Origin of the sequence: Curtobacterium sp. MCJR17_020 (genome assembly GCF_003234365.2) — a bacterium.
Taxonomy (GTDB): Bacteria; Actinomycetota; Actinomycetes; order Actinomycetales; family Microbacteriaceae; genus Curtobacterium.
The window spans coordinates 3321050-3345616 of record NZ_CP126260.1 but is presented as its reverse complement, the minus strand read 5'-3'; the positions used below and the strand labels follow the sequence as shown (position 1 = coordinate 3345616).

The 24567-nt window shown below is 64.0% G+C and carries 11 protein-coding genes and 6 rRNA genes; all 17 read left to right on the top strand.

The genetic code is table 11. The features are described 5' to 3' along the window. The first annotated feature begins 3 nt into the window (after nt 1-3). On the top strand, nt 4-1188 hold the full coding sequence (locus DEJ14_RS15915; RefSeq protein ID WP_502868836.1) for an acetylornithine transaminase: 1185 nt from the start codon (nt 4-6) through the stop codon (nt 1186-1188). Continuing rightward, nucleotides 1185-2168, top strand: coding sequence for an ornithine carbamoyltransferase (gene argF / locus DEJ14_RS15910; protein WP_258373340.1), 984 nt, complete (start codon nt 1185-1187; stop codon nt 2166-2168). The genes DEJ14_RS15915 and argF overlap by 4 nt, the downstream gene beginning before the upstream one ends. A gap of 9 nt (nt 2169-2177) precedes the next feature. Further along, nucleotides 2178-3374, top strand: a complete 1197-nt coding sequence (locus DEJ14_RS15905) for an argininosuccinate synthase (RefSeq protein WP_111086278.1) — start codon at nt 2178-2180, stop codon at nt 3372-3374. Between the two features lie 65 nt (nt 3375-3439). Then, complete coding sequence (gene argH, locus DEJ14_RS15900; RefSeq protein WP_111086277.1) at nt 3440-4876, top strand: argininosuccinate lyase; 1437 nt, start codon at nt 3440-3442, stop codon at nt 4874-4876. After that, nucleotides 4873-5568, top strand: a complete 696-nt coding sequence (locus DEJ14_RS15895; RefSeq protein WP_111086276.1) for a DNA-3-methyladenine glycosylase — start codon at nt 4873-4875, stop codon at nt 5566-5568. The genes argH and DEJ14_RS15895 overlap by 4 nt, the downstream gene beginning before the upstream one ends. 127 nt (nt 5569-5695) lie before the next feature. Continuing rightward, nucleotides 5696-7009 carry a tyrosine--tRNA ligase gene (gene tyrS, locus DEJ14_RS15890; protein ID WP_111086275.1) on the top strand — a complete coding sequence of 438 codons (1314 nt, stop codon included), beginning with the start codon at nt 5696-5698 and terminating at the stop codon, nt 7007-7009. A gap of 539 nt (nt 7010-7548) precedes the next feature. Beyond that, nucleotides 7549-9070, top strand: a 16S ribosomal RNA gene (locus DEJ14_RS15885). Between the two features lie 429 nt (nt 9071-9499). Further along, nucleotides 9500-12627: ribosomal RNA gene (locus DEJ14_RS15880) — 23S ribosomal RNA — on the top strand. Between the two features lie 134 nt (nt 12628-12761). Next, nucleotides 12762-12878, top strand: a 5S ribosomal RNA gene (rrf, locus tag DEJ14_RS15875). 1311 nt (nt 12879-14189) lie between these two features. Then, nucleotides 14190-15711, top strand: a 16S ribosomal RNA gene (locus DEJ14_RS15870). Nucleotides 15712-16140: 429 nt separating this feature from the next. Further along, nucleotides 16141-19268 (top strand): 23S ribosomal RNA (locus tag DEJ14_RS15865). 138 nt (nt 19269-19406) lie between these two features. Next, nucleotides 19407-19523: ribosomal RNA gene (gene rrf, locus DEJ14_RS15860) — 5S ribosomal RNA — on the top strand. Together the 16S, 23S and 5S rRNA genes form the textbook arrangement of a ribosomal RNA operon. A 1298-nt stretch (nt 19524-20821) precedes the next feature. Beyond that, the gene (locus DEJ14_RS15855) at nt 20822-21631 is read left to right on the top strand and encodes a tetratricopeptide repeat protein (RefSeq protein WP_111086589.1); all 810 of its coding nucleotides are present in this window, start codon (nt 20822-20824) and stop codon (nt 21629-21631) included. A gap of 31 nt (nt 21632-21662) precedes the next feature. Then, the gene (locus DEJ14_RS15850; protein ID WP_131922791.1) at nt 21663-22634 is read left to right on the top strand and encodes an HAD-IIA family hydrolase; all 972 of its coding nucleotides are present in this window, start codon (nt 21663-21665) and stop codon (nt 22632-22634) included. A 10-nt stretch (nt 22635-22644) separates the two neighbouring features. Then, nucleotides 22645-22812 carry a hypothetical protein gene (locus DEJ14_RS15845; protein WP_165901481.1) on the top strand — a complete coding sequence of 56 codons (168 nt, stop codon included), beginning with the start codon at nt 22645-22647 and terminating at the stop codon, nt 22810-22812. A gap of 13 nt (nt 22813-22825) precedes the next feature. Beyond that, a complete protein-coding gene (locus tag DEJ14_RS15840; protein ID WP_258373369.1) occupies nt 22826-23638 on the top strand; it encodes a TlyA family RNA methyltransferase in 813 nt (270 codons plus the stop codon). Then, nucleotides 23635-24564 (top strand): NAD kinase, encoded by a 930-nt coding sequence (locus DEJ14_RS15835; RefSeq protein WP_111086586.1) that lies wholly within the window; start codon nt 23635-23637, stop codon nt 24562-24564. The genes DEJ14_RS15840 and DEJ14_RS15835 overlap by 4 nt, the downstream gene beginning before the upstream one ends. The last annotated feature ends 3 nt before the right edge of the window (nt 24565-24567 follow it).

Here is a 24567-nt window from a genome sequence, read left to right as displayed (position 1 = left end):
CTGATGCGATCCCTGACCCCGCCGAAGATCATGCTCGAGCGCGGACAGGGCTGCCGTGTCTGGGACGTCGAGGGCAACGAGTACCTCGACTTCCTGGCGGGCATCGCCGTGAACTCGCTCGGCCACGCGCACCCCGTCCTGGTCGAGGCGATCGCCGACCAGGCCGCGAAGCTCGTGCACGTGTCGAACTACTTCGCGACGCCGCCCCAGCTCGAGCTGGCGGAGCGTCTCAAGCGCATCACCGGTGCGGGCGACGCCGGGCGGGTGTACTTCGGCAACTCCGGTGCCGAGGCGAACGAGGCCGCGTTCAAGCTCGCGCGCCTGAACAAGGGCGCCGACGGGCAGAAGACCCGCATCCTCGCGCTGAAGCAGGGGTTCCACGGCCGGACGATGGGGGCGCTCGCGCTCACCGGCAAGCCCGCGCTGCAGCAGGACTTCCTGCCGATGATCCCGGGCGTCGAGCACATCGACTCCACCGTTGCAGCGCTCGAGGAGTCAATCGACGACACGGTCGCCGCGATCGTCATCGAGCCGATCAAGGGCGAGGCCGGCGTCGTCGACCTGCCCGAGGGATTCCTGCTCGCCGCGCGCCGGCTGACCGAGGAGCACGGTGCGCTGCTGATCCTCGACGAGATCCAGACCGGCGTCGGGCGGACGGGCAACTGGTTCACGTACCAGGGCCACGGCTTCACCCCCGACGCCGTCACGGTGGCCAAGGGCATCGCCGGCGGATTCCCGATCGGTGCGCTCGTGACCTTCGGGTGGGCGTCGGACCTGTTCTCGGCCGGTCAGCACGGTTCGACCTTCGGCGGCAACCCGCTCGGCACCCGCGTGGCGAACGCGGTCCTCGCCGAGATCGAGCGCGCCGACCTCGTCGCGGCCGCCGTCATCAAGGGCGAGCGGATCCGGGCTGGCATCGCCGGCATCGGCTCACCGCTCGTCGAAGAGGTCCGCGGCACCGGTCTGCTCATCGGCGTCGGACTCACCGGCCCGATCGCGGCCGCGGTCAACGCCGCCGCCCTCGAGCGTGGCCTCATCATCAACGCCCCGAACGAGTCGAGCCTGCGCCTCGCGCCGCCGCTCATCGTGTCCGACGCCGAGATCGACGAGTTCGTGTCGATCCTCGCCCAGAGCCTCGCGGCCGTCGCTGCCGAGCAGGGCACCGCTACCCAGGAGACCTCCGCATGACCCGCCACTTCCTCCGGGACGACGACCTCAGCCAGGCCGAGCAGTCCGCGATCCTCGACATCGCCGACCAGATGAAGGCCGACCGCTGGGGTGCGAAGCCCCTCGCCGGCCCGCAGAGCGTCGCGGTCATCTTCGACAAGTCGTCGACCCGCACCCGGGTGTCCTTCCACGTCGGCATCTCCGACCTGGGCGGCAGCCCGCTCATCATCTCGACGGCGAACAGCCAGCTCGGCGGCAAGGAGACCCCGTCGGACACCGCCCGCGTGCTCGAGCGCATGGTGTCGGCGATCGTCTGGCGCACCTACGGTCAGGCCGGCCTCGAGGAGATGGCCGCCGACACGACCGTCCCCGTCGTCAACGCGCTGTCCGACGACTTCCACCCGTGCCAGCTGCTCGCCGACCTGCTCACCATCCGCGAGCACCGCGGCACGCTGGCGGGCCAGACCGTGGCGTTCATCGGTGACGGCGCGAGCAACATGGCGCAGTCGTACCTGCTCGCCGGCGCGACCGCGGGCATGCACGTCCGCGTCGCGGCTCCCGCCGAGTTCTCGCCGTCCCCGCAGGTCGTCACCGACGCCGAGCACCGTTCGGCCGAGACCGGCGGCTCCGTCCTGGTCGTCACCGACCCGGTGGCAGCGGTCGCCGGCGCCGACGTCGTGGTCACCGACACCTGGGTGTCGATGGGCAAGGAGTCCGAGAAGCAGTCGCGCCTCGACACCTTCTCGGGGTACCGCGTGGACGACGCCCTGATGGCGCACGCCGCCGACGACGCGGTGTTCATGCACTGCCTGCCCGCCGACCGTGGCTTCGAGGTGACCGCCGACGTCATCGACGGGCCGCGCAGCATCATCTGGGACGAGGCGGAGAACCGTCTGCACGCCCAGAAGGCGCTGCTGGCCTGGCTCCTCACCGCGAACGGCGCGACGACGGCGACCGCTGCGACCGCCGCGACCGCCGCGACCGCCGCGGCGACCGCGTAGGCGCACCGCATGGCTGACCGCGTCGTCCTCGCCTACTCCGGCGGCCTCGACACCTCCGTCGGGATCGGCTGGCTGCGTGACGCCACCGGCAAAGAGGTGGTGGCGCTGGCGGTCGACGTCGGCCAGGGCGGCGAGGACCTCGACGCGATCCGGCAGCGCGCGCTCGACTGCGGGGCCGTCGAGTCGATCGTGGTCGACGCCAAGGACGAGTACGCCGACGAGTACATCGTGCCGGCGCTCAAGGCCAACGCGCTGTACCAGAAGCGCTACCCGCTGGTGTCGGCGCTGAGCCGCCCGCTCATCGCGAAGCACCTCGCGCTGACGGCGAAGCAGCTCGGTGCCGACAGCGTCGCGCACGGCTGCACCGGCAAGGGCAACGACCAGGTCCGGTTCGAAGCCGCCGTCGCGGCGATCGCCCCGGACCTGCGGAGCGTGGCACCGGTGCGTGACCTCGCCCTGACCCGGGACAAGGCGATCGCGTACGCCGAGCAGCACGCCCTGCCGATCCAGCAGTCACAGCGGTCGCCGTACTCGATCGACCAGAACGTGTGGGGCCGGGCGGTCGAGACGGGTTTCCTCGAGGACCCGTGGAACGCCCCGACCGAGGACCTGTACGCGTACACGCAGGACCCCGCCGTCCCGCGCGAGCCGGACGAGGTGACCATCACGTTCGAGCGCGGCGTCCCGGTGGCGCTCGACGGGCAGCGCTTCAGCGTGCTGCGGATCGTGCAGGAGCTGAACGCCGTGGCCGGCAAGCACGGCGTCGGTCGGATCGACGTCGTCGAGGACCGCCTCGTCGGCATCAAGTCGCGTGAGGTGTACGAGGCCCCGGCGGCGATCGCGCTCATCACGGCGCATGAGGAGCTCGAGCGCCTCACCCTCGAGCGGGACGTCAACCGCTACAAGCGGGGTGTCGAGTCGGAGTGGGCCGACCTGGTCTACGACGGCCTGTGGTTCGGCGGGCTGAAGCGCAGCCTCGACGCCTTCGTCGATCACACCCAGCAGCACGTCTCCGGCGACGTCCGTCTCCAGCTGCACGCCGGTCGCGCGACGGTGACCGGCCGTCGCTCGGAGCAGAGCCTGTACGACTTCGACCTCGCCACGTACGACACCGGCGACACGTTCGACCAGTCCCTCTCGAAGGGCTTCATCGAACTCTGGTCGCTCCCCAGCAAGATCTCCGCCCGCCGCGACGCGGCGAACTGACAGCACGCCACCCGGCGGACGACACACCGCCGCCACCCGGCCCGACGACAACGACGCAGGACGAGATGACCGACGAGAAGACCGACGCCACCAACACCGGAGCCCTCTGGGGCGCCCGCTTCGCCGACGGCCCGAGTGCGGCCCTGGCAGCGCTGTCGAAGTCGACGCACTTCGACTGGCAGCTCGCCCCGTACGACATCGCCGGCTCCCGCGCGCACGCCCGGGCCCTGCACACGGCCGGGTACCTGACGGCGGACGAGCTCGAGCGCATGCTCGCCGGACTCGACCGGCTCGAGGCCGCGCACGCCGACGGCACGCTGCAGCCCGATGAGTCCGACGAGGACGTCCACGGTGCCCTCGAGCGCCTCCTCATCGCCGACCTCGGTCCGGAACTCGGCGGCAAGCTCCGCGCCGGCCGCAGCCGCAACGACCAGATCGCCACGCTCGGCCGCATGCACATGCTCGACCACGGGCGGCGCATCGGCCGACTCGTGATCGACCTGGTCGACGCGATCACCCAGCAGGCCAACGAGCACCCGGCGGCGATCATGCCGGGCCGCACGCACCTGCAGCACGCGCAGCCCGTCCTCCTCGCGCACCACCTGCTGGCGCACGCGTGGCCGTTGGTCCGCGACCTCGAGCGCCTCCGCGACTGGGCGGGGCGCGCGAGCGTGAGCCCGTACGGCGCCGGTGCCCTCGCCGGCAGTTCGCTCGGCCTCGACCCCGCCGCGATCGCCGCGGAGCTCGGGTTCGACCGCCCGGCCGACAACTCGATCGACGCCACGGCCGCCCGCGACGTCGTCGCCGAGTTCGCGTTCGTGCTCGCGCAGATCGGCATCGACGTCTCGCGTCTGTCGGAAGAGGTCATCCTCTGGAACACGAAGGAGTTCGGCTTCGTCCGGCTCCACGACGCGTTCTCGACCGGCTCGAGCATCATGCCGCAGAAGAAGAACCCGGACATCGCCGAGCTCGCGCGCGGCAAGTCCGGTCGTCTGATCGGCAACCTGACGGGCCTGCTCGCGACCCTGAAGGGCCTGCCGCTCGCCTACAACCGCGACCTGCAGGAGGACAAGGAGCCCGTCTTCGACTCGGTCGCCACGCTCGAGGTCCTGCTGCCCGCCTTCACCGGCATGATCGCGACGCTCACGTTCGACACGGACCGGATGGCCGAGCTCGCGCCGCAGGGCTTCTCGCTCGCGACGGATGTGGCCGAGTGGCTGGTCCGCCAGGGCGTCCCGTTCCGTGACGCGCACGAGGTGTCCGGCGCGCTGGTCCGGTACTGCGAACAGCGGGGCATCGAGCTCGACGACCCGACCGACGACGAGTACCGGTCCGTCTCCGAGCACCTGACCCCCGGGGTCCGCGCCGTGCTCACGATCGAGGGCAGCGTCGCGTCCCGCTCGGGCGTCGGCGGGACCGCTCCGGACCGTGTGGCCGAGCAGCTGGCGTCCGTCACGCGTCGCGTCCACGACCTGGCCGAGGGCGCACCCTTCACGCGATGACCGAGGGGCTGCTCGCGATGCTCGCCGAGCCTGCGCCGCGCATCGCACCAGCGCTGCTCGGCGCGACGATCGCGGGCCGTGGCGTGACCCTGCGCATCACCGAGGTCGAGGCCTACTTCGGGCCCACCGACCCCGGTTCGCACGGACACCGCGGTCCGACCGAGCGCAACCGCCACCTGTTCGGGTCGCCGGGCACCCTGTACGCGTACCGCTCGTACGGCATCCACACCTGCGTCAACGTCGTGAGCGCACCGGCCGGCACCTCGTCCGGTTCCCTGCTCCGCGGTGCGCAGGTGATCGAGGGCGTCGACACCGCACGCGGACGACGTGGCCCGTTGGTCGCCGACGTCGCGTTGGCGCGTGGCCCCGGCAACCTCGGTGGCGCCCTCGGCGCGGTGCTCGGACAGGACGACGGCACCTCGCTGCTCGACGGGTCCGGTCCGTTCGTGCTCACGTTGGCACCCGGCCTGGAGGCGCGGCTCGCCTCCGCCCCGCCGGCCCGCGTCATCGAGGCACTCCTGGCCGAGACCACACCCGGCCCCGGCGGGACGGGTCCGGTCCCGCGCATCTCGCGCGGACCGCGCACCGGCGTCGGCGGCATCGCCGGCGGTGCACAGTACCCCTGGCGCTTCTGGTTGACAGGCGACCCGACGGTCTCGACGTACCGACGGCACAAGGGTGCCCTCGACTGACCCCCACCGGCACGGCCGGCCCGCCGCTGGCGCGTCGCGCCGGAACCGGCGGCGTGGGCCCAGACGCACCACGGGCCTCCCGGTCGACGGCGCGCTGTCGGTGGTGCGCCGCCGCTACGATGGCGGGGTGTCCAGTGATACCGCTCAAGACGTCCTGACGCGCCAGCAGAACGACCCCACCTTCGCCTCGGTGTGGGACGAACTGCGCTGGCGCGGTCTGGTGCAGGTCTCGACCGACGAGACCGCACTCCAAGAGGCCCTCGACGGTGATCCGATCACGTACTACTGCGGCTTCGACCCCACGGCGCCGTCGCTGCACTGCGGCAACCTGCTGCAGCTCCTGACCATGCGTCGGTTGCAGCTCGCCGGGCACAAGCCGCTGGCGCTCGTCGGGGGATCGACGGGGCTCATCGGCGACCCGCGTCCCACCGCCGAGCGCACGCTGAACACCCGCGAGACCGTCGCCGAATGGGTTGCTCGGCTCCAGGAACAGGTGTCGCGCTTCCTCAGCCCGGACGGCGACAACGGCGTCCGGCTGGTGAACAACCTGGACTGGACGTCGCCGATGTCCGCCATCGACTTCCTGCGCGACGTCGGCAAGTACTTCCGGGTGAACTCGATGCTCAAGAAGGACGCCGTCGCCGCGCGGCTGAACTCCGACGCGGGCATCAGCTACACCGAGTTCAGCTACCAGATCCTGCAGGGCCTCGACTACCGCGAGCTCTTCCGGCAGTACGGCTGCACGCTGCAGACGGGTGGCTCGGACCAGTGGGGCAACCTGACCTCGGGGACGGAGCTCATCCGTCGTGCCGAGGGTGCGACGGTGCACGCGCTCGGGACACCCTTGATCACGAACTCGGACGGCACGAAGTTCGGCAAGAGCGAGGGCAACGCCATCTGGCTCGACGCCGAGATGACGTCGCCGTACGCGCTGTACCAGTTCTGGCTCAACACGGCCGATGCCGACGTGATCGCCCGGTTGCGAGAGTTCACGTTCCTGTCCCGTGCCGAGATCGAGCGACTCGAGCAAGCGGTCGCCGACGAACCGTTCCGACGCGAAGCGCAGCGGACCCTCGCATTCGAGGTCACCTCGCTCGTGCACGGGGTCGACGCCACCCAGGCCGCGATCGACGCTGCGGCCGCCCTGTTCGGCAACGGCGACCTCGGTGCGCTCGACCCGGACACCCTGCGGTCGGCGATCGCGGAGCTGCCGGGGTCGGTCACCATCGAGGCCGGCGCCGACGTGGCCCGGGCACTCGTCGAGACCGAGCTCGTGAAGTCCCTCGGTGAAGCCAGGAGGGCGATCGACCAGGGCGGCGTGTACGTGAACAACGTCCGAGCCGAGGACGCCACCGCACCGCTGTCGGACCTCGCCCTGCCCGGGGGAGTCCTCGTGCTCCGCCGCGGCAAGAAGACCCTCGCCGGTGTGACGCTGGCCTGATCGCGCCGGCACCCGGGCGACGCGTGTTGCACAACGCGACACGCCCGGGATCGGGCCTGGCTTGGCACACTCGCCCAGGCCTGCGTAAAGTTCCTACTCGTCACCCCAAAGGTGCGGCGGAGCGGCTGGAGCGAAAGCCCAGAGCACGCCGGCCCTCAAGCGGGACCATCCTCCACTGAAGATCAGATCTGGCCTTGTGCTCGATCGCTTCGACGCCTAGGATGACAAGCCCACCGGCTCTCTCCCCTTGGGGATGAGCCACAGGACCTCCGGGTCCGACGACACACCGGTGGCAAGCCAAGTACACAAGCCTCGTGGCTGGAGCTCGAACCTGAGCCGAAGAGCGAGTGCGTCTGGTCCTTGAGAACTCAACAGCGTGCACATTGTCAATGCCAATTTATTGATTGACCTCGTGCCTGGCCTTCCTTCGGGTTGGTTGGGTTTGAGACAATTCCTTTTGGATTGAAGATTGTCAGTAGACAGTCAACAGTCAGAATCAACTCGGTCTGATGCCTTTTGGGGTGTTGGGTCTGTATTTTTTTACGGAGAGTTTGATCCTGGCTCAGGACGAACGCTGGCGGCGTGCTTAACACATGCAAGTCGAACGATGATGCCCAGCTTGCTGGGTGGATTAGTGGCGAACGGGTGAGTAACACGTGAGTAACCTGCCCCTGACTCTGGGATAAGCGTTGGAAACGACGTCTAATACTGGATATGATCACTGGCCGCATGGTCTGGTGGTGGAAAGATTTTTTGGTTGGGGATGGACTCGCGGCCTATCAGCTTGTTGGTGAGGTAATGGCTCACCAAGGCGACGACGGGTAGCCGGCCTGAGAGGGTGACCGGCCACACTGGGACTGAGACACGGCCCAGACTCCTACGGGAGGCAGCAGTGGGGAATATTGCACAATGGGCGAAAGCCTGATGCAGCAACGCCGCGTGAGGGATGACGGCCTTCGGGTTGTAAACCTCTTTTAGTAGGGAAGAAGCGAAAGTGACGGTACCTGCAGAAAAAGCACCGGCTAACTACGTGCCAGCAGCCGCGGTAATACGTAGGGTGCAAGCGTTGTCCGGAATTATTGGGCGTAAAGAGCTCGTAGGCGGTTTGTCGCGTCTGCTGTGAAATCCCGAGGCTCAACCTCGGGCTTGCAGTGGGTACGGGCAGACTAGAGTGCGGTAGGGGAGATTGGAATTCCTGGTGTAGCGGTGGAATGCGCAGATATCAGGAGGAACACCGATGGCGAAGGCAGATCTCTGGGCCGTAACTGACGCTGAGGAGCGAAAGCATGGGGAGCGAACAGGATTAGATACCCTGGTAGTCCATGCCGTAAACGTTGGGCGCTAGATGTAGGGACCTTTCCACGGTTTCTGTGTCGTAGCTAACGCATTAAGCGCCCCGCCTGGGGAGTACGGCCGCAAGGCTAAAACTCAAAGGAATTGACGGGGGCCCGCACAAGCGGCGGAGCATGCGGATTAATTCGATGCAACGCGAAGAACCTTACCAAGGCTTGACATACACCGGAAACGGCCAGAGATGGTCGCCCCCTTGTGGTCGGTGTACAGGTGGTGCATGGTTGTCGTCAGCTCGTGTCGTGAGATGTTGGGTTAAGTCCCGCAACGAGCGCAACCCTCGTTCTATGTTGCCAGCGGGTTATGCCGGGGACTCATAGGAGACTGCCGGGGTCAACTCGGAGGAAGGTGGGGATGACGTCAAATCATCATGCCCCTTATGTCTTGGGCTTCACGCATGCTACAATGGCCGGTACAAAGGGCTGCGATACCGTAAGGTGGAGCGAATCCCAAAAAGCCGGTCTCAGTTCGGATTGAGGTCTGCAACTCGACCTCATGAAGTCGGAGTCGCTAGTAATCGCAGATCAGCAACGCTGCGGTGAATACGTTCCCGGGCCTTGTACACACCGCCCGTCAAGTCATGAAAGTCGGTAACACCCGAAGCCGGTGGCCTAACCCTTGTGGAAGGAGCCGTCGAAGGTGGGATCGGTGATTAGGACTAAGTCGTAACAAGGTAGCCGTACCGGAAGGTGCGGCTGGATCACCTCCTTTCTAAGGAGCATCTGGCCTCGTGTGCCCTTCGGGGTGGGCGTGGTCCAGGCGCCGAGTAACCCGAACGTGGTTGCCGGTAGCTCATGGGTGGAACATTGACAGTGCAGTTGGGAGTGATGCTTCCGACCTCAGTACGCTCTGCTTGCAGGGTTGGGACGGGTCGGGGTGGAGTTGCCTGCTGGTGCACGTTGTTGGGTCCTGAGGGACCAGGCTTCCTGCTGACATGAGAGTGTCTGGTGGGGGTTGGGCCTACGGGTCCTTCGTTGGGCCGCATGAAGCACTGTCATTGGACGGTGGGGAGTGTGGTGCCGATCGTATGTTGAGAACTACACAGTGGACGCGAGCATCTTTGATTCGCGTCATCCAATCGACCGGGCACTTTTGGTGTTCGTGTTGTGGGTGATGACGGATCGCAATTTTAATCTTTGTGGTCAAGTTTCTAAGAGCAAACGGTGGATGCCTTGGCATCTGGAGCCGAAGAAGGACGTAGAAATCTGCGATAAGCCTCGGGGAGCTGATAATCGAGCCCTGATCCGAGGATTTCCGAATGGGGAAACCCCGCTGGGCGCTTTTGTGACCTGGTGACTCCCGCCTGAATATATAGGGCGGGTAGAGGGAACGTGGGGAAGTGAAACATCTCAGTACCCACAGGAAGAGAAAACAACATGTGATTCCGTGAGTAGTGGCGAGCGAAAGCGGATGAGGCTAAACCGATCATGTGTGATAGCCGGCGGGCGTTGCATGGTCGGGGTTGTGGGACACGTCACTCAGTTCTGCCGGACTGGGGCGGTTACAGCGCATCATAGTCGAACCGGTTTGAAAGCCGGGCCGTAGTGGGTGCCAGCCCCGTAGACGAAATGGTGTTATGGCCGGATGTGTATCCCAAGTAGCACGGGGCCCGAGAAATCCCGTGTGAATCTGTCAGGACCACCTGATAAGCCTAAATACTCCCAGATGACCGATAGCGGACAAGTACCGTGAGGGAAAGGTGAAAAGTACCCCGGGAGGGGAGTGAAATAGTACCTGAAACCGTTTGCTTACAAACCGTCGGAGCCTCCTTAGTAGGGGTGACGGCGTGCCTTTTGAAGAATGAGCCTGCGAGTTAGTGATATGTGGCGAGGTTAACCCGTGTGGGGCAGCCGTAGCGAAAGCGAGTCTGAATAGGGCGTTTGAGTCGCATGTTCTAGACCCGAAGCGAAGTGATCTATCCATGGCCAGGTTGAAGCGACGGTAAGACGTCGTGGAGGACCGAACCCACTTCAGTTGAAAATGGAGGGGATGAGCTGTGGATAGGGGTGAAAGGCCAATCAAACTTCGTGATAGCTGGTTCTCTCCGAAATGCATTTAGGTGCAGCGTTGCGTGTTTCTCGCCGGAGGTAGAGCTACTGGATGGCCGATGGGCCTCAACAGGTTACTGACGTCAGCCAAACTCCGAATGCCGGTGAGTGAGAGCGCAGCAGTGAGACGGTGGGGGATAAGCTTCATCGTCGAGAGGGAAACAACCCAGACTACCAACTAAGGTCCCTAAGCGTGTGCTAAGTGGGAAAGGATGTGGAGTTGCATAGACAACCAGGAGGTTGGCTTAGAAGCAGCCACCCTTGAAAGAGTGCGTAATAGCTCACTGGTCAAGTGATTCCGCGCCGACAATGTAACGGGGCTCAAGCACACCACCGAAGTTGTAGATTTCGCACACTAGACAAGCCTTCGTGGTTCAGTCGTGCGGAGTGGTAGGAGAGCGTCGTGTGGCGAGTGAAGCGGCGGAGTGATCCAGCCGTGGACGCTACACGAGTGAGAATGCAGGCATGAGTAGCGAAAGACGGGTGAGAAACCCGTCCTCCGAAAGACCAAGGGTTCCAGGGCCAGGTTAATCCGCCCTGGGTAAGTCGGGACCTAAGGCGAGGCCGACAGGCGTAGTCGATGGACAACGGGTTGATATTCCCGTACCGGCGAACAACCGCCCAAGCTAATCCAGTGGTGCTAAGAGTCCTAACCCGGACGTCCGGATCCCTTCGGGGTGATGGTGGCCGGTCTAACGCTCGACCCCATGCTGGTGCGGTTAGCGTATGAACAGGTGTGACGCAGGAAGGTAGCTGAGCCAGGCGATGGTATCCGTAAGGTGAACCTGGTGTAAGGATGTAGGGCTGACGATAGGCAAATCCGTCGTCTGTGTGCCTGAGATCCGACGCGTACCCGTAAGGGGAAATCAGTGATCCTATGCTGCCGAGAAAAGCATCGACGCGAGGTTGCAGCCGCCCGTACCCGAAACCGACTCAGGTGGTCAGGTAGAGAATACCAAGGAGATCGAGAGAATCGTGGTTAAGGAACTCGGCAAAATGCCCCCGTAACTTCGGGAGAAGGGGGGCCGGACACGTGACCGGATTTACTCCGTGAGCGTTGAAGGCCGCAGAGACCAGTGGGAAGCGACTGTTTACTAAAAACACAGGTCCGTGCGAAGTCGCAAGACGATGTATACGGACTGACGCCTGCCCGGTGCTGGAAGGTTAAGAGGAAGGGTTAGCCTTTGGGCGAAGCTCTGAATTTAAGCCCCAGTAAACGGCGGTGGTAACTATAACCATCCTAAGGTAGCGAAATTCCTTGTCGGGTAAGTTCCGACCTGCACGAATGGCGTAACGACTTCCCAGCTGTCTCAACCGCGAACTCGGCGAAATTGCACTACGAGTAAAGATGCTCGTTACGCGCAGCAGGACGGAAAGACCCCGTGACCTTTACTACAGTTTGGTATTGGTGTTCGGTGTGGCTTGTGTAGGATAGGTGGGAGACTGTGAAGCGGGCACGCTAGTGTTCGTGGAGTCATTGTTGAAATACCACTCTGGTCACTCTGGATGTCTAACGTAGGACCCTGATCGGGTTCATGGACAGTGCCTGATGGGTAGTTTAACTGGGGCGGTTGCCTCCCAAAGAGTAACGGAGGCGCCCAAAGGTTCCCTCAACCTGGTTGGCAATCAGGTGGCGAGTGTAAGTGCACAAGGGAGCTTGACTGTGAGACTGACAGGTCGAGCAGGGACGAAAGTCGGGACTAGTGATCCGGCAGTGGCTTGTGGAAGCGCTGTCGCTCAACGGATAAAAGGTACCTCGGGGATAACAGGCTGATCTTGCCCAAGAGTCCATATCGACGGCATGGTTTGGCACCTCGATGTCGGCTCGTCGCATCCTGGGGCTGGAGTAGGTCCCAAGGGTTGGGCTGTTCGCCCATTAAAGCGGTACGCGAGCTGGGTTTAGAACGTCGTGAGACAGTTCGGTCCCTATCCGCTGCGCGCGTTGGAAATTTGAGAAGATCTATCCCTAGTACGAGAGGACCGGGATGGACGAACCTCTGGTGTGTCAGTTGTTCTGCCAAGGGCACCGCTGATTAGCTACGTTCGGACCGGATAACCGCTGAAAGCATCTAAGCGGGAAGCCGTCTTCGAGATGAGATTTCCATGCACCTTGAGTGTGAGAGGCTCCCAGCAGACTACTGGGTTGATAGGCCGGATGTGGAAGCGGGGACTAACGACCCGTGGAGCTGACCGGTACTAATAAGCCGAAGACTTGATAACACACTGATTTCCCGCACCTTAGCGTGTGGGGCTCGCGTCCACTTTGTGGTTCCCGACAGACGATCGGGAATCAAACTGAATAACTCAGCTACAGCTGGGACATGTTTGAGACCGTGATTCATGGTCGACAGTGTTCCGGTGGTCATAGCGAGAGGGAAACGCCCGGTCACATTCCGAACCCGGAAGCTAAGCCTCTCAGCGCCGATGGTACTGCAAGGGGGACCTTGTGGGAGAGTAGGACGCCGCCGGACTTAACGTTGCAACACCAGGGAACCCCTGACCAGCACTGGTCAGGGGTTTTCTGCGTTTCCGGGGGCTTTCGCGGCGGTGGCCGTTCGCGGCGCTCGTTCGTGAGCAGAAATCGTCGAGGACCCGTGTACGACCCGACCATTTCTGCTCACGAAGCGTCCCGCTCGGATCCGAAGCCCTGCCGCTCCTCGCTGCGTCGCTCGACCGCGGTCTGGCGCCGGCCTCCTTCGATGACGAGCTCGAAGTTCCCTCGCGAGTGGCGCTGGCCCTTCGTGAGCAGAGACGGACGAGGGCTGCCGAACTCAGAGTGGAGCCTTGGGTTGGCGGTGGCACGGGTCCAGGCGGGTTGCGCCCATGGGCCGGCGGCTGTGAGCGCCTTCGAGTGTGCGACTCGGTTCGGTACGAAGTGGTTCACTCGCGTACTGCCGCGCCTCGAGCCGGACTCTGGACTCGAAGCAGCTTGCTGAGCCGGCGGAGCGATCCGCGATGTGGATCCCGTTTGCGGACTCCGGTCGCTGATCCAGAGGGAGCTGTTCATGTGATGAGTGGTGGCGCCTTGTCCTGAGAGCGATCGCTCGAGCTGGGCGCGTCGTGGTGTTCAGACTGCATGGGAGAGCTGGCACGGGGCCGACACTCGCTATCCGGTTGCCGGGGGAGGATGCTGGTCCCGGTGTCCCGGTGTCCCGGTGTCCCGGTGTCCCGGTGTCCCGGTGTCCCGGTGTCCCGGTGTCCCGGTGTCCCGGTGTCCCGGTGTCCCGGTGTCTCGGTGTGCCGGTGTCTCGGTGTGCCGGTGTCTCGGTGTGCCGGTGTCTCGGTGCAGGTAACGACGTCGAACCGTTCGGGCCTGCTCGTCGACGCACGTGGGTCCCCGACTGCGACACGCCCGGGAAGTGGCCCGGCTGGCGCTCCCGTTCACCTCCCCGTAATGTTGTCACTCGTTGCCGCTGAGGCGGAGAACGGAACGGCCGAGACGGTCACCAGGTGGAACCACCTAGAGATGCAGTCCGGACGGGGTCCCGCTCAGGCAACCGACACCCAAGAGTTCCACGGTCTCGATCGTGGCGGTCGATGGTGTCGCGAGACGAATGCCTCTCTGATGAAGCCCGACGGGTGGAGTGGGGAGTGCGTCTGGTCCTTGAGAACTCAACAGCGTGCACATTGTCAATGCCAATTTATTGATTGACCTCGTGCCTGGGCGGCTTCGGTTGTTCAGGTCATGATGCAATTCCTTTTGGATTGAAGATTGTCAGTAGACAGTCAACAGTCAGAATCAACTCGGTCTGATGCCTTTTGGGGTGTTGGGTCTGTATTTTTTTACGGAGAGTTTGATCCTGGCTCAGGACGAACGCTGGCGGCGTGCTTAACACATGCAAGTCGAACGATGATGCCCAGCTTGCTGGGTGGATTAGTGGCGAACGGGTGAGTAACACGTGAGTAACCTGCCCCTGACTCTGGGATAAGCGTTGGAAACGACGTCTAATACTGGATATGATCACTGGCCGCATGGTCTGGTGGTGGAAAGATTTTTTGGTTGGGGATGGACTCGCGGCCTATCAGCTTGTTGGTGAGGTAATGGCTCACCAAGGCGACGACGGGTAGCCGGCCTGAGAGGGTGACCGGCCACACTGGGACTGAGACACGGCCCAGACTCCTACGGGAGGCAGCAGTGGGGAATATTGCACAATGGGCGAAAGCCTGATGCAGCAACGCCGCGTGAGGGATGACGGCCTTCGGGTTGTAAACCTCTTTTAGTAGGGAAGAAGCGAAAGTGACGGTACCTGCAGAAAAAGCACCGGCTAACTACGTGCCAGCAGCCGCGGTAATACGTAGGGTGCAAGCGTTGTCCGGAATTATTGGGCGTAAAGAGCTCGTAGGCGGTTTGTCGCGTCTGCTGTGAAATCCCGAGGCTCAACCTCGGGCTTGCAGTGGGTACGGGCAGACTAGAGTGCGGTAGGGGAGATTGGAATTCCTGGTGTAGCGGTGGAATGCGCAGATATCAGGAGGAACACCGATGGCGAAGGCAGATCTCTGGGCCGTAACTGACGCTGAGGAGCGAAAGCATGGGGAGCGAACAGGATTAGATACCCTGGTAGTCCATGCCGTAAACGTTGGGCGCTAGATGTAGGGACCTTTCCACGGTTTCTGTGTCGTAGCTAACGCATTAAGCGCCCCGCCTGGGGAGTACGGCCGCAAGGCTAAAACTCAAAGGAATTGACGGGGGCCCGCACAAGCGGCGGAGCATGCGGATTAATTCGATGCAACGCGAAGAACCTTACCAAGGCTTGACATACACCGGAAACGGCCAGAGATGGTCGCCCCCTTGTGGTCGGTGTACAGGTGGTGCATGGTTGTCGTCAGCTCGTGTCGTGAGATGTTGGGTTAAGTCCCGCAACGAGCGCAACCCTCGTTCTATGTTGCCAGCGGGTTATGCCGGGGACTCATAGGAGACTGCCGGGGTCAACTCGGAGGAAGGTGGGGATGACGTCAAATCATCATGCCCCTTATGTCTTGGGCTTCACGCATGCTACAATGGCCGGTACAAAGGGCTGCGATACCGTAAGGTGGAGCGAATCCCAAAAAGCCGGTCTCAGTTCGGATTGAGGTCTGCAACTCGACCTCATGAAGTCGGAGTCGCTAGTAATCGCAGATCAGCAACGCTGCGGTGAATACGTTCCCGGGCCTTGTACACACCGCCCGTCAAGTCATGAAAGTCGGTAACACCCGAAGCCGGTGGCCTAACCCTTGTGGAAGGAGCCGTCGAAGGTGGGATCGGTGATTAGGACTAAGTCGTAACAAGGTAGCCGTACCGGAAGGTGCGGCTGGATCACCTCCTTTCTAAGGAGCATCTGGCCTCGTGTGCCCTTCGGGGTGGGCGTGGTCCAGGCGCCGAGTAACCCGAACGTGGTTGCCGGTAGCTCATGGGTGGAACATTGACAGTGCAGTTGGGAGTGATGCTTCCGACCTCAGTACGCTCTGCTTGCAGGGTTGGGACGGGTCGGGGTGGAGTTGCCTGCTGGTGCACGTTGTTGGGTCCTGAGGGACCAGGCTTCCTGCTGACATGAGAGTGTCTGGTGGGGGTTGGGCCTACGGGTCCTTCGTTGGGCCGCATGAAGCACTGTCATTGGACGGTGGGGAGTGTGGTGCCGATCGTATGTTGAGAACTACACAGTGGACGCGAGCATCTTTGATTCGCGTCATCCAATCGACCGGGCACTTTTGGTGTTCGTGTTGTGGGTGATGACGGATCGCAATTTTAATCTTTGTGGTCAAGTTTCTAAGAGCAAACGGTGGATGCCTTGGCATCTGGAGCCGAAGAAGGACGTAGAAATCTGCGATAAGCCTCGGGGAGCTGATAATCGAGCCCTGATCCGAGGATTTCCGAATGGGGAAACCCCGCTGGGCGCTTTTGTGACCTGGTGACTCCCGCCTGAATATATAGGGCGGGTAGAGGGAACGTGGGGAAGTGAAACATCTCAGTACCCACAGGAAGAGAAAACAACATGTGATTCCGTGAGTAGTGGCGAGCGAAAGCGGATGAGGCTAAACCGATCATGTGTGATAGCCGGCGGGCGTTGCATGGTCGGGGTTGTGGGACACGTCACTCAGTTCTGCCGGACTGGGGCGGTTACAGCGCATCATAGTCGAACCGGTTTGAAAGCCGGGCCGTAGTGGGTGCCAGCCCCGTAGACGAAATGGTGTTATGGCCGGATGTGTATCCCAAGTAGCACGGGGCCCGAGAAATCCCGTGTGAATCTGTCAGGACCACCTGATAAGCCTAAATACTCCCAGATGACCGATAGCGGACAAGTACCGTGAGGGAAAGGTGAAAAGTACCCCGGGAGGGGAGTGAAATAGTACCTGAAACCGTTTGCTTACAAACCGTCGGAGCCTCCTTAGTAGGGGTGACGGCGTGCCTTTTGAAGAATGAGCCTGCGAGTTAGTGATATGTGGCGAGGTTAACCCGTGTGGGGCAGCCGTAGCGAAAGCGAGTCTGAATAGGGCGTTTGAGTCGCATGTTCTAGACCCGAAGCGAAGTGATCTATCCATGGCCAGGTTGAAGCGACGGTAAGACGTCGTGGAGGACCGAACCCACTTCAGTTGAAAATGGAGGGGATGAGCTGTGGATAGGGGTGAAAGGCCAATCAAACTTCGTGATAGCTGGTTCTCTCCGAAATGCATTTAGGTGCAGCGTTGCGTGTTTCTCGCCGGAGGTAGAGCTACTGGATGGCCGATGGGCCTCAACAGGTTACTGACGTCAGCCAAACTCCGAATGCCGGTGAGTGAGAGCGCAGCAGTGAGACGGTGGGGGATAAGCTTCATCGTCGAGAGGGAAACAACCCAGACTACCAACTAAGGTCCCTAAGCGTGTGCTAAGTGGGAAAGGATGTGGAGTTGCATAGACAACCAGGAGGTTGGCTTAGAAGCAGCCACCCTTGAAAGAGTGCGTAATAGCTCACTGGTCAAGTGATTCCGCGCCGACAATGTAACGGGGCTCAAGCACACCACCGAAGTTGTAGATTTCGCACACTAGACAAGCCTTCGTGGTTCAGTCGTGCGGAGTGGTAGGAGAGCGTCGTGTGGCGAGTGAAGCGGCGGAGTGATCCAGCCGTGGACGCTACACGAGTGAGAATGCAGGCATGAGTAGCGAAAGACGGGTGAGAAACCCGTCCTCCGAAAGACCAAGGGTTCCAGGGCCAGGTTAATCCGCCCTGGGTAAGTCGGGACCTAAGGCGAGGCCGACAGGCGTAGTCGATGGACAACGGGTTGATATTCCCGTACCGGCGAACAACCGCCCAAGCTAATCCAGTGGTGCTAAGAGTCCTAACCCGGACGTCCGGATCCCTTCGGGGTGATGGTGGCCGGTCTAACGCTCGACCCCATGCTGGTGCGGTTAGCGTATGAACAGGTGTGACGCAGGAAGGTAGCTGAGCCAGGCGATGGTATCCGTAAGGTGAACCTGGTGTAAGGATGTAGGGCTGACGATAGGCAAATCCGTCGTCTGTGTGCCTGAGATCCGACGCGTACCCGTAAGGGGAAATCAGTGATCCTATGCTGCCGAGAAAAGCATCGACGCGAGGTTGCAGCCGCCCGTACCCGAAACCGACTCAGGTGGTCAGGTAGAGAATACCAAGGAGATCGAGAGAATCGTGGTTAAGGAACTCGGCAAAATGCCCCCGTAACTTCGGGAGAAGGGGGGCCGGACACGTGACCGGATTTACTCCGTGAGCGTTGAAGGCCGCAGAGACCAGTGGGAAGCGACTGTTTACTAAAAACACAGGTCCGTGCGAAGTCGCAAGACGATGTATACGGACTGACGCCTGCCCGGTGCTGGAAGGTTAAGAGGAAGGGTTAGCCTTTGGGCGAAGCTCTGAATTTAAGCCCCAGTAAACGGCGGTGGTAACTATAACCATCCTAAGGTAGCGAAATTCCTTGTCGGGTAAGTTCCGACCTGCACGAATGGCGTAACGACTTCCCAGCTGTCTCAACCGCGAACTCGGCGAAATTGCACTACGAGTAAAGATGCTCGTTACGCGCAGCAGGACGGAAAGACCCCGTGACCTTTACTACAGTTTGGTATTGGTGTTCGGTGTGGCTTGTGTAGGATAGGTGGGAGACTGTGAAGCGGGCACGCTAGTGTTCGTGGAGTCATTGTTGAAATACCACTCTGGTCACTCTGGATGTCTAACGTAGGACCCTGATCGGGTTCATGGACAGTGCCTGATGGGTAGTTTAACTGGGGCGGTTGCCTCCCAAAGAGTAACGGAGGCGCCCAAAGGTTCCCTCAACCTGGTTGGCAATCAGGTGGCGAGTGTAAGTGCACAAGGGAGCTTGACTGTGAGACTGACAGGTCGAGCAGGGACGAAAGTCGGGACTAGTGATCCGGCAGTGGCTTGTGGAAGCGCTGTCGCTCAACGGATAAAAGGTACCTCGGGGATAACAGGCTGATCTTGCCCAAGAGTCCATATCGACGGCATGGTTTGGCACCTCGATGTCGGCTCGTCGCATCCTGGGGCTGGAGTAGGTCCCAAGGGTTGGGCTGTTCGCCCATTAAAGCGGTACGCGAGCTGGGTTTAGAACGTCGTGAGACAGTTCGGTCCCTATCCGCTGCGCGCGTTGGAAATTTGAGAAGATCTATCCCTAGTACGAGAGGACCGGGATGGACGAACCTCTGGTGTGTCAGTTGTTCTGCCAAGGGCACCGCTGATTAGCTACGTTCGGACCGGATAACCGCTGAAAGCATCTAAGCGGGAAGCCGTCTTCGAGATGAGATTTCCATGCACCTTGAGTGTGAGAGGCTCCCAGCAGACTACTGGGTTGATAGGCCGGATGTGGAAGCGGGGACTAACGACCCGTGGAGCTGACCGGTACTAATAAGCCGAAGACTTGATAACACACTGATTTCCCGCACCTTAGCGTGTGGGGCTCGCGTCCACTTTGTGGTTCCCGACAGACGATCGGGAATCAAACTGAATAAATAGCTCAGCTACAGCTGGGACATGTTTGAGACCGTGGTTCATGGTCGACAGTGTTCCGGTGGTCATAGCGAGAGGGAAACGCCCGGTCACATTCCGAACCCGGAAGCTAAGCCTCTCAGCGCCGATGGTACTGCAAGGGGGACCTTGTGGGAGAGTAGGACGCCGCCGGACTTAACGTATGAAGATGTGGCCATCGGCCCTCCATCGTGGATTCGCAGGGGAGACCCTCGTTCACGGTGGTGGCCGGTGGCCATTTCTGTTTTGCCGCTCGTTGCTCGACGTCGGCTCCGGTTCGTGATGGACTGGAGCTCGAACGTCGGTCCGACCGACGCGGCACCCAACACAACGACACAGCGGACGAACGCCCGGCCTTCGGCTCGGGCACGCGATGAGGAGCAACGGTGGCGAACGACGACGAGCGGCGGAACGACGGCGACCGGGGAGACCGACCCCGACGGGACGACCGAGCCCCTCGACGCGACGGAGGTCCGCGCGGAGACGGTGGGAGCGCAGGCCGTTGGTCGTCCGGTCCACGTGACTTCGAACGCCGTGAGGGCGACCGCCGTGACCGTCCTGAGCGCTCCGACCGTCCGTTCCGCGACGGCGCTGCACGTCGCGACGGTGCGCCGCGGAGCGGTGGCGATCGTCCGTTCCGCTCCGGAGACCGTGACGATCGTCCGTCGTGGCGGAGCGATCGCGGCGACTCCGGCCGTCCGCCGCGCGGCGACGGCCCCCGCGGTGCTGAGCGTCCGCGCCGCGACGGGGACCGTCCGTTCCGATCGGACCGCCCCGCGCGTGATGGTGACCGCCCCGCCTACCGTGGTGGTTCGGATCGTCCGCGTCGTGATGGTGACCGCCCGTACCAGGGCGGTTCGGATCGTCCGCGTCGTGATGGTGACCGTCCCGCGTACCGTGGCGGGTCCGACCGTCCCGCCCGTGACGGCGACCGTCCCGCGTACCGTGGCGGCTCCGACCGTCCCGCCCGTGACGGCGACCGTCCCGCCTACCGTGGTGGTTCGGATCGTCCGCGTCGTGATGGTGACCGCCCCTACCAGGGTGGTTCGGATCGCCCGCGTCGTGACGGTGACCGTCCCGCCTACCGCGGTGGTGCAGACCGTCCCGCTCGCGATGGCGACCGCCCGTACCGCGGCGGCTCCGACCGCCCGGCTCGTGATGGCGACCGTCCTGCTCGCGACGGCGACCGTCCGCGTCGTGACGGGGACCGACCGTCCTTCCGGGGTGCTTCGGACCGTCCGGCGCGCGGTGGAGACCGCCCGCGTCAGGACGGTGGCGACGACCGACGCCGCTTCGGCGACGGGACGCGTCACGCCGGCGCACGGTTCGGTGAGGCAGCCCGCGACGACTGGGAAGACCGCGACCCGTACGGCACGAAGTCGATCCGACCGCGTCACGACGACCCGGACATCCCCGACGAGATCGATGCGCGCGACCTCGACCCCGCAGCGCGCATGGAGCTGAAGACGCTCAGCAAGGACAACGCCGACTGGGTCGCCCGGCACCTCGTGGCCGCGGCGCTGTTCGTCGACGAGGACCCCGCCCTGGCGAACGAGCACGCCCTGAGCGCCGCCCGCCGTGCCGGTCGCGTCGGTGTCGTCCGCGAGACCGCTGCGATCACGGCGTACCGCCTGGGTGACTTCGCGACCGCGCTGCGCGAGCTCCGCACCTACCGGCGCATCTCCGGCCGCAACGACCAGCTCCCGATGATGGTGGACTGCGAACGAGGCCTCGGTCGCCCGGAGCGCGCGCTCGAACTCGGCCGTTCGGTGGAGCGTGCCGCGCTCGACACCGCCGTACAGGTCGAACTCGCGATCGCGATGTCCGGCGCACGCATCGACCTCGGGAACCCCACAGCTGCCCTGGGCGAGCTGGAGATTCCACAGCTGGACCCGTCCACGGCCTACACGTGGTCACCGGCGCTCTACAGTGCTTACGCGGCCACGCTCGAAGAGCTCGGCCGCCAGGACGAGGCCGACGAGTGGTGGGCCCGTGTCGACCGTGCGGCAACGGCTCTCGCCGAAGCCGCCGACGAGAACGCTTGGGAGACAGTTGATGTGGTCGAGGAAACGCTCGAAGTCGAAGAACACGGAGACGCCGGCGAGCTCGACGACACCGACCAGCTCGACGACGCCGACCTCGACGACGACGACGAGCCAGCCCTCGCCGAGCCCGATGTCGTCGGCGAACCCGGCGACGCCGACGAGCCCGGCGAACTCGACGACGACAACCCCCGCGACGTCGACGGCTCCGCAGCCGACTGACGTCCCGACCGCGCCGACGGACGGCGTCCACGTGGTGCTCACGGACCTCGACGGCGTCGTCTACCGCGGGCGGAACGCGATCCCGCACGCGGTCGAGGCGCTCACACGGGCATCGCTGACCGCACGGGTCGGGTACATCACCAACAACGCGTCCCGACGACCGATCGACGTCGCCGAGCACCTCGAGCGCTACGGGCTCGAGGTGTCCGAGGACGACGTCGTCACGTCGTCGCAGGCGGGCGTGCAGCTCCTGTCGACGCTGGTGCCCGCCGGCGCGACGGTGCTCGTCACCGGTGGCCTGGGACTGTCGAGCATCGTCGAGGCCGCCGGCTTCACGGTGACGACCAGTGCCGAGGACTCCCCGGCCGCGGTCATCCAGGGCTTCTCCCCGGACCTCGGGTGGAAGGAACTGGCCGAGGCGTCGTTCGCGTTGGCCGACCCGGCGATCCCGTGGGTCGCCACGAACATGGACTGGTCGATCCCGGTCGAGCGCGGCATCGCCCCCGGCAACGGCACGCTCGTGTCCGCGGTCCACCAGGCCGTGGGGCGGATGCCCGTGGTCGCCGGCAAGCCGGAGCGCCCGATCTTCGACGCCGCGGTCGAGCGGTTCGGCGGCGGGAAGACACTGTTCATCGGTGACCGTCTCGACACCGACATCAAGGGGGCGAACGACGTCGGGATCCCGAGCGTCCTCGTGCTCACCGGCATCGACCAGGCGAAGCAGGTGCTCGCGGCCGACCAGCGCTCGCGTCCGGTGTTCGTGCTCGAGGACCTACGCGGTCTGTCCGAGCCCTACCCGGTGACCGTCCGTCGGCAGGACGACGACGGCACGCGGTACGTCACCGTCGGCAGCGCCACCGTGGCGATGCGGGGGCACGTGGTGCGGGTGCTCGACGCGGGCAGCGACATCGATCGGCTCCGCGCCGGCGCAGCGCTGATCTGGGAGTCCGGTCTGGCCATCTACGGCCTCGACGTGGACCCGCAGCTGTACGGCGGCGAGTAGCGTGTCGGACGTGCCGAACCCCGAGCAGCCGTCCGCCGACCTGGAACCGCAGGACGAGTTCGCCGCGCGCACCTCGGCGGCCGAGGCCCTGCCGCTCGTCGAACGTGCAGACGCCTTCTCGGCACTCCACGACGAGCTGCGCACGCGGCTCGAGAGCGGCGGCACCGCGAGTGCCTGAACCGGACGGAGCCGTGCCCGACGCGACCCCGGTCCGCCTCGACGCTCTCCTCGCGACACGTGGCCTCGCGCGGTCGCGCACCGCTGCCACCAAGCTCATCCAGGACGGCCGGGTGACGGTCGATGGTCGTCCCGTCGTGAAGCCCTCGACCCCGACCTCGCCAGCTGCCGACATCGTGGTCGACGCGGCCGACGAGTGGGTCTCCCGCGCCGCCCAGAAGCTGGTCGGGGCGCTCGATGCGTTCGGCGTCGACCCGTCCGGCCGTGTGGTGCTCGACGTCGGCGCGAGTACGGGTGGCTTCACGCAGGTGCTCCTGGCACGAGGTGCTCGCCGGGTCATCGCGCTCGACGTCGGGCACGGGCAACTGCACCCGACGATCGCCGTCGACGAGCGTGTCGCCGTGGTCGAGGGCACCAACGCCCGCAGCCTGACCCGGTCGGACTACCTCGCGCTCGACGGCGCCGCAGCCGAGACGACCCTGGTGGTCGGCGACCTGTCCTTCATCTCGCTCCGGCTCGTGCTGCCCGCTCTGGCCGAGGCCGTCCCTGCCGACGACTTCGTCCTGTTGGTCAAGCCGCAGTTCGAGGTCGGTCGCGGTGGGGTGCGCGAGGGCATCGTGCACGATCCGGCACTCCGCGACGACGCCCTGATGAACGTCCTGTGGGCGGCGTGGGACCTGGGCCTCGGGACCACCGGCCTCGCGGCGTCGCCGATCATCGGCACGCACGGGAACCACGAGTACCTCGCGCGCTTCCAGCGTGGTGTCGGTGGCAATCCGACAGAATGGAGAGTCCGGGCAACCGAACTCACAGAGGGGACCGCATGAGCGACGACCGGCACATCCTGCTCGTCTCCCACACGGGTCGCCGTGACTCGATCGACGCTGCGGTCGAGGTCTGCGACCTCCTGCACGCCGCCGGTCTGATCCCGGTGATGCCGTTCGACGAGTACGCCGACATCCGGCGCGCCGAAGCGTCGGTGGGGCAGGTCGACATCCTGGGCGTGGACGTCCAGGCGGACCAGCTCGAGATCGTCATCGTGCTCGGCGGCGACGGCACGATCCTGCGCGCGGCCGAACTCGTGCGCGAGACGCGGGCACCGATCGTCGGCGTGAACCTCGGGCACGTGGGCTTCCTGGCGGAGAGCGAGCGGGACGCCCTCGCCGAGACCGTCGAGCGCGCCCTGTCCGGTGAGTACCACGTCGAGGAGCGTGTCACCCTGCAGGTCGACGTGGTCGTCGGCAACCAGATCGTCTACTCGAGTTGGGCGCTCAACGAGGCCACCATCGAGAAGGCTTCGCGCGAGCGCATGCTCGAGGTGGTGACCGAGGTCGACGGTCGCCCGCTGTCCTCGTTCGGGTGCGACGGCGTCGTCGTGTCGACCCCCACCGGGTCCACGGCGTACTCGTTCTCCGGCGGCGGTCCCATCGTGTGGCCCGACGTCGACGCCCTGCTGATGGTCCCGCTCAGCGCGCACGCCTTGTTCGCCCGCCCGATCGTGGTGGGCCCGGACTGCACGCTCGCGATCGAGGTCCTGCGGCGCACGAGCGGTGTCGGGGTGCTGTGGTGCGACGGTCGCCGGACGCACGACCTGCCGCCGGGCGCTCGCGTCGAGGTCCGACGGTCGCCGGACCCCGTGCGGGTCGCGCGCCTCAAGGACGCTCCGTTCACCGACCGGTTGGTCGCGAAGTTCCGGCTCCCGGTCACCGGGTGGCGGGGGCCGCAGACCGACGAGGACGAGGACCACCTGTGACCG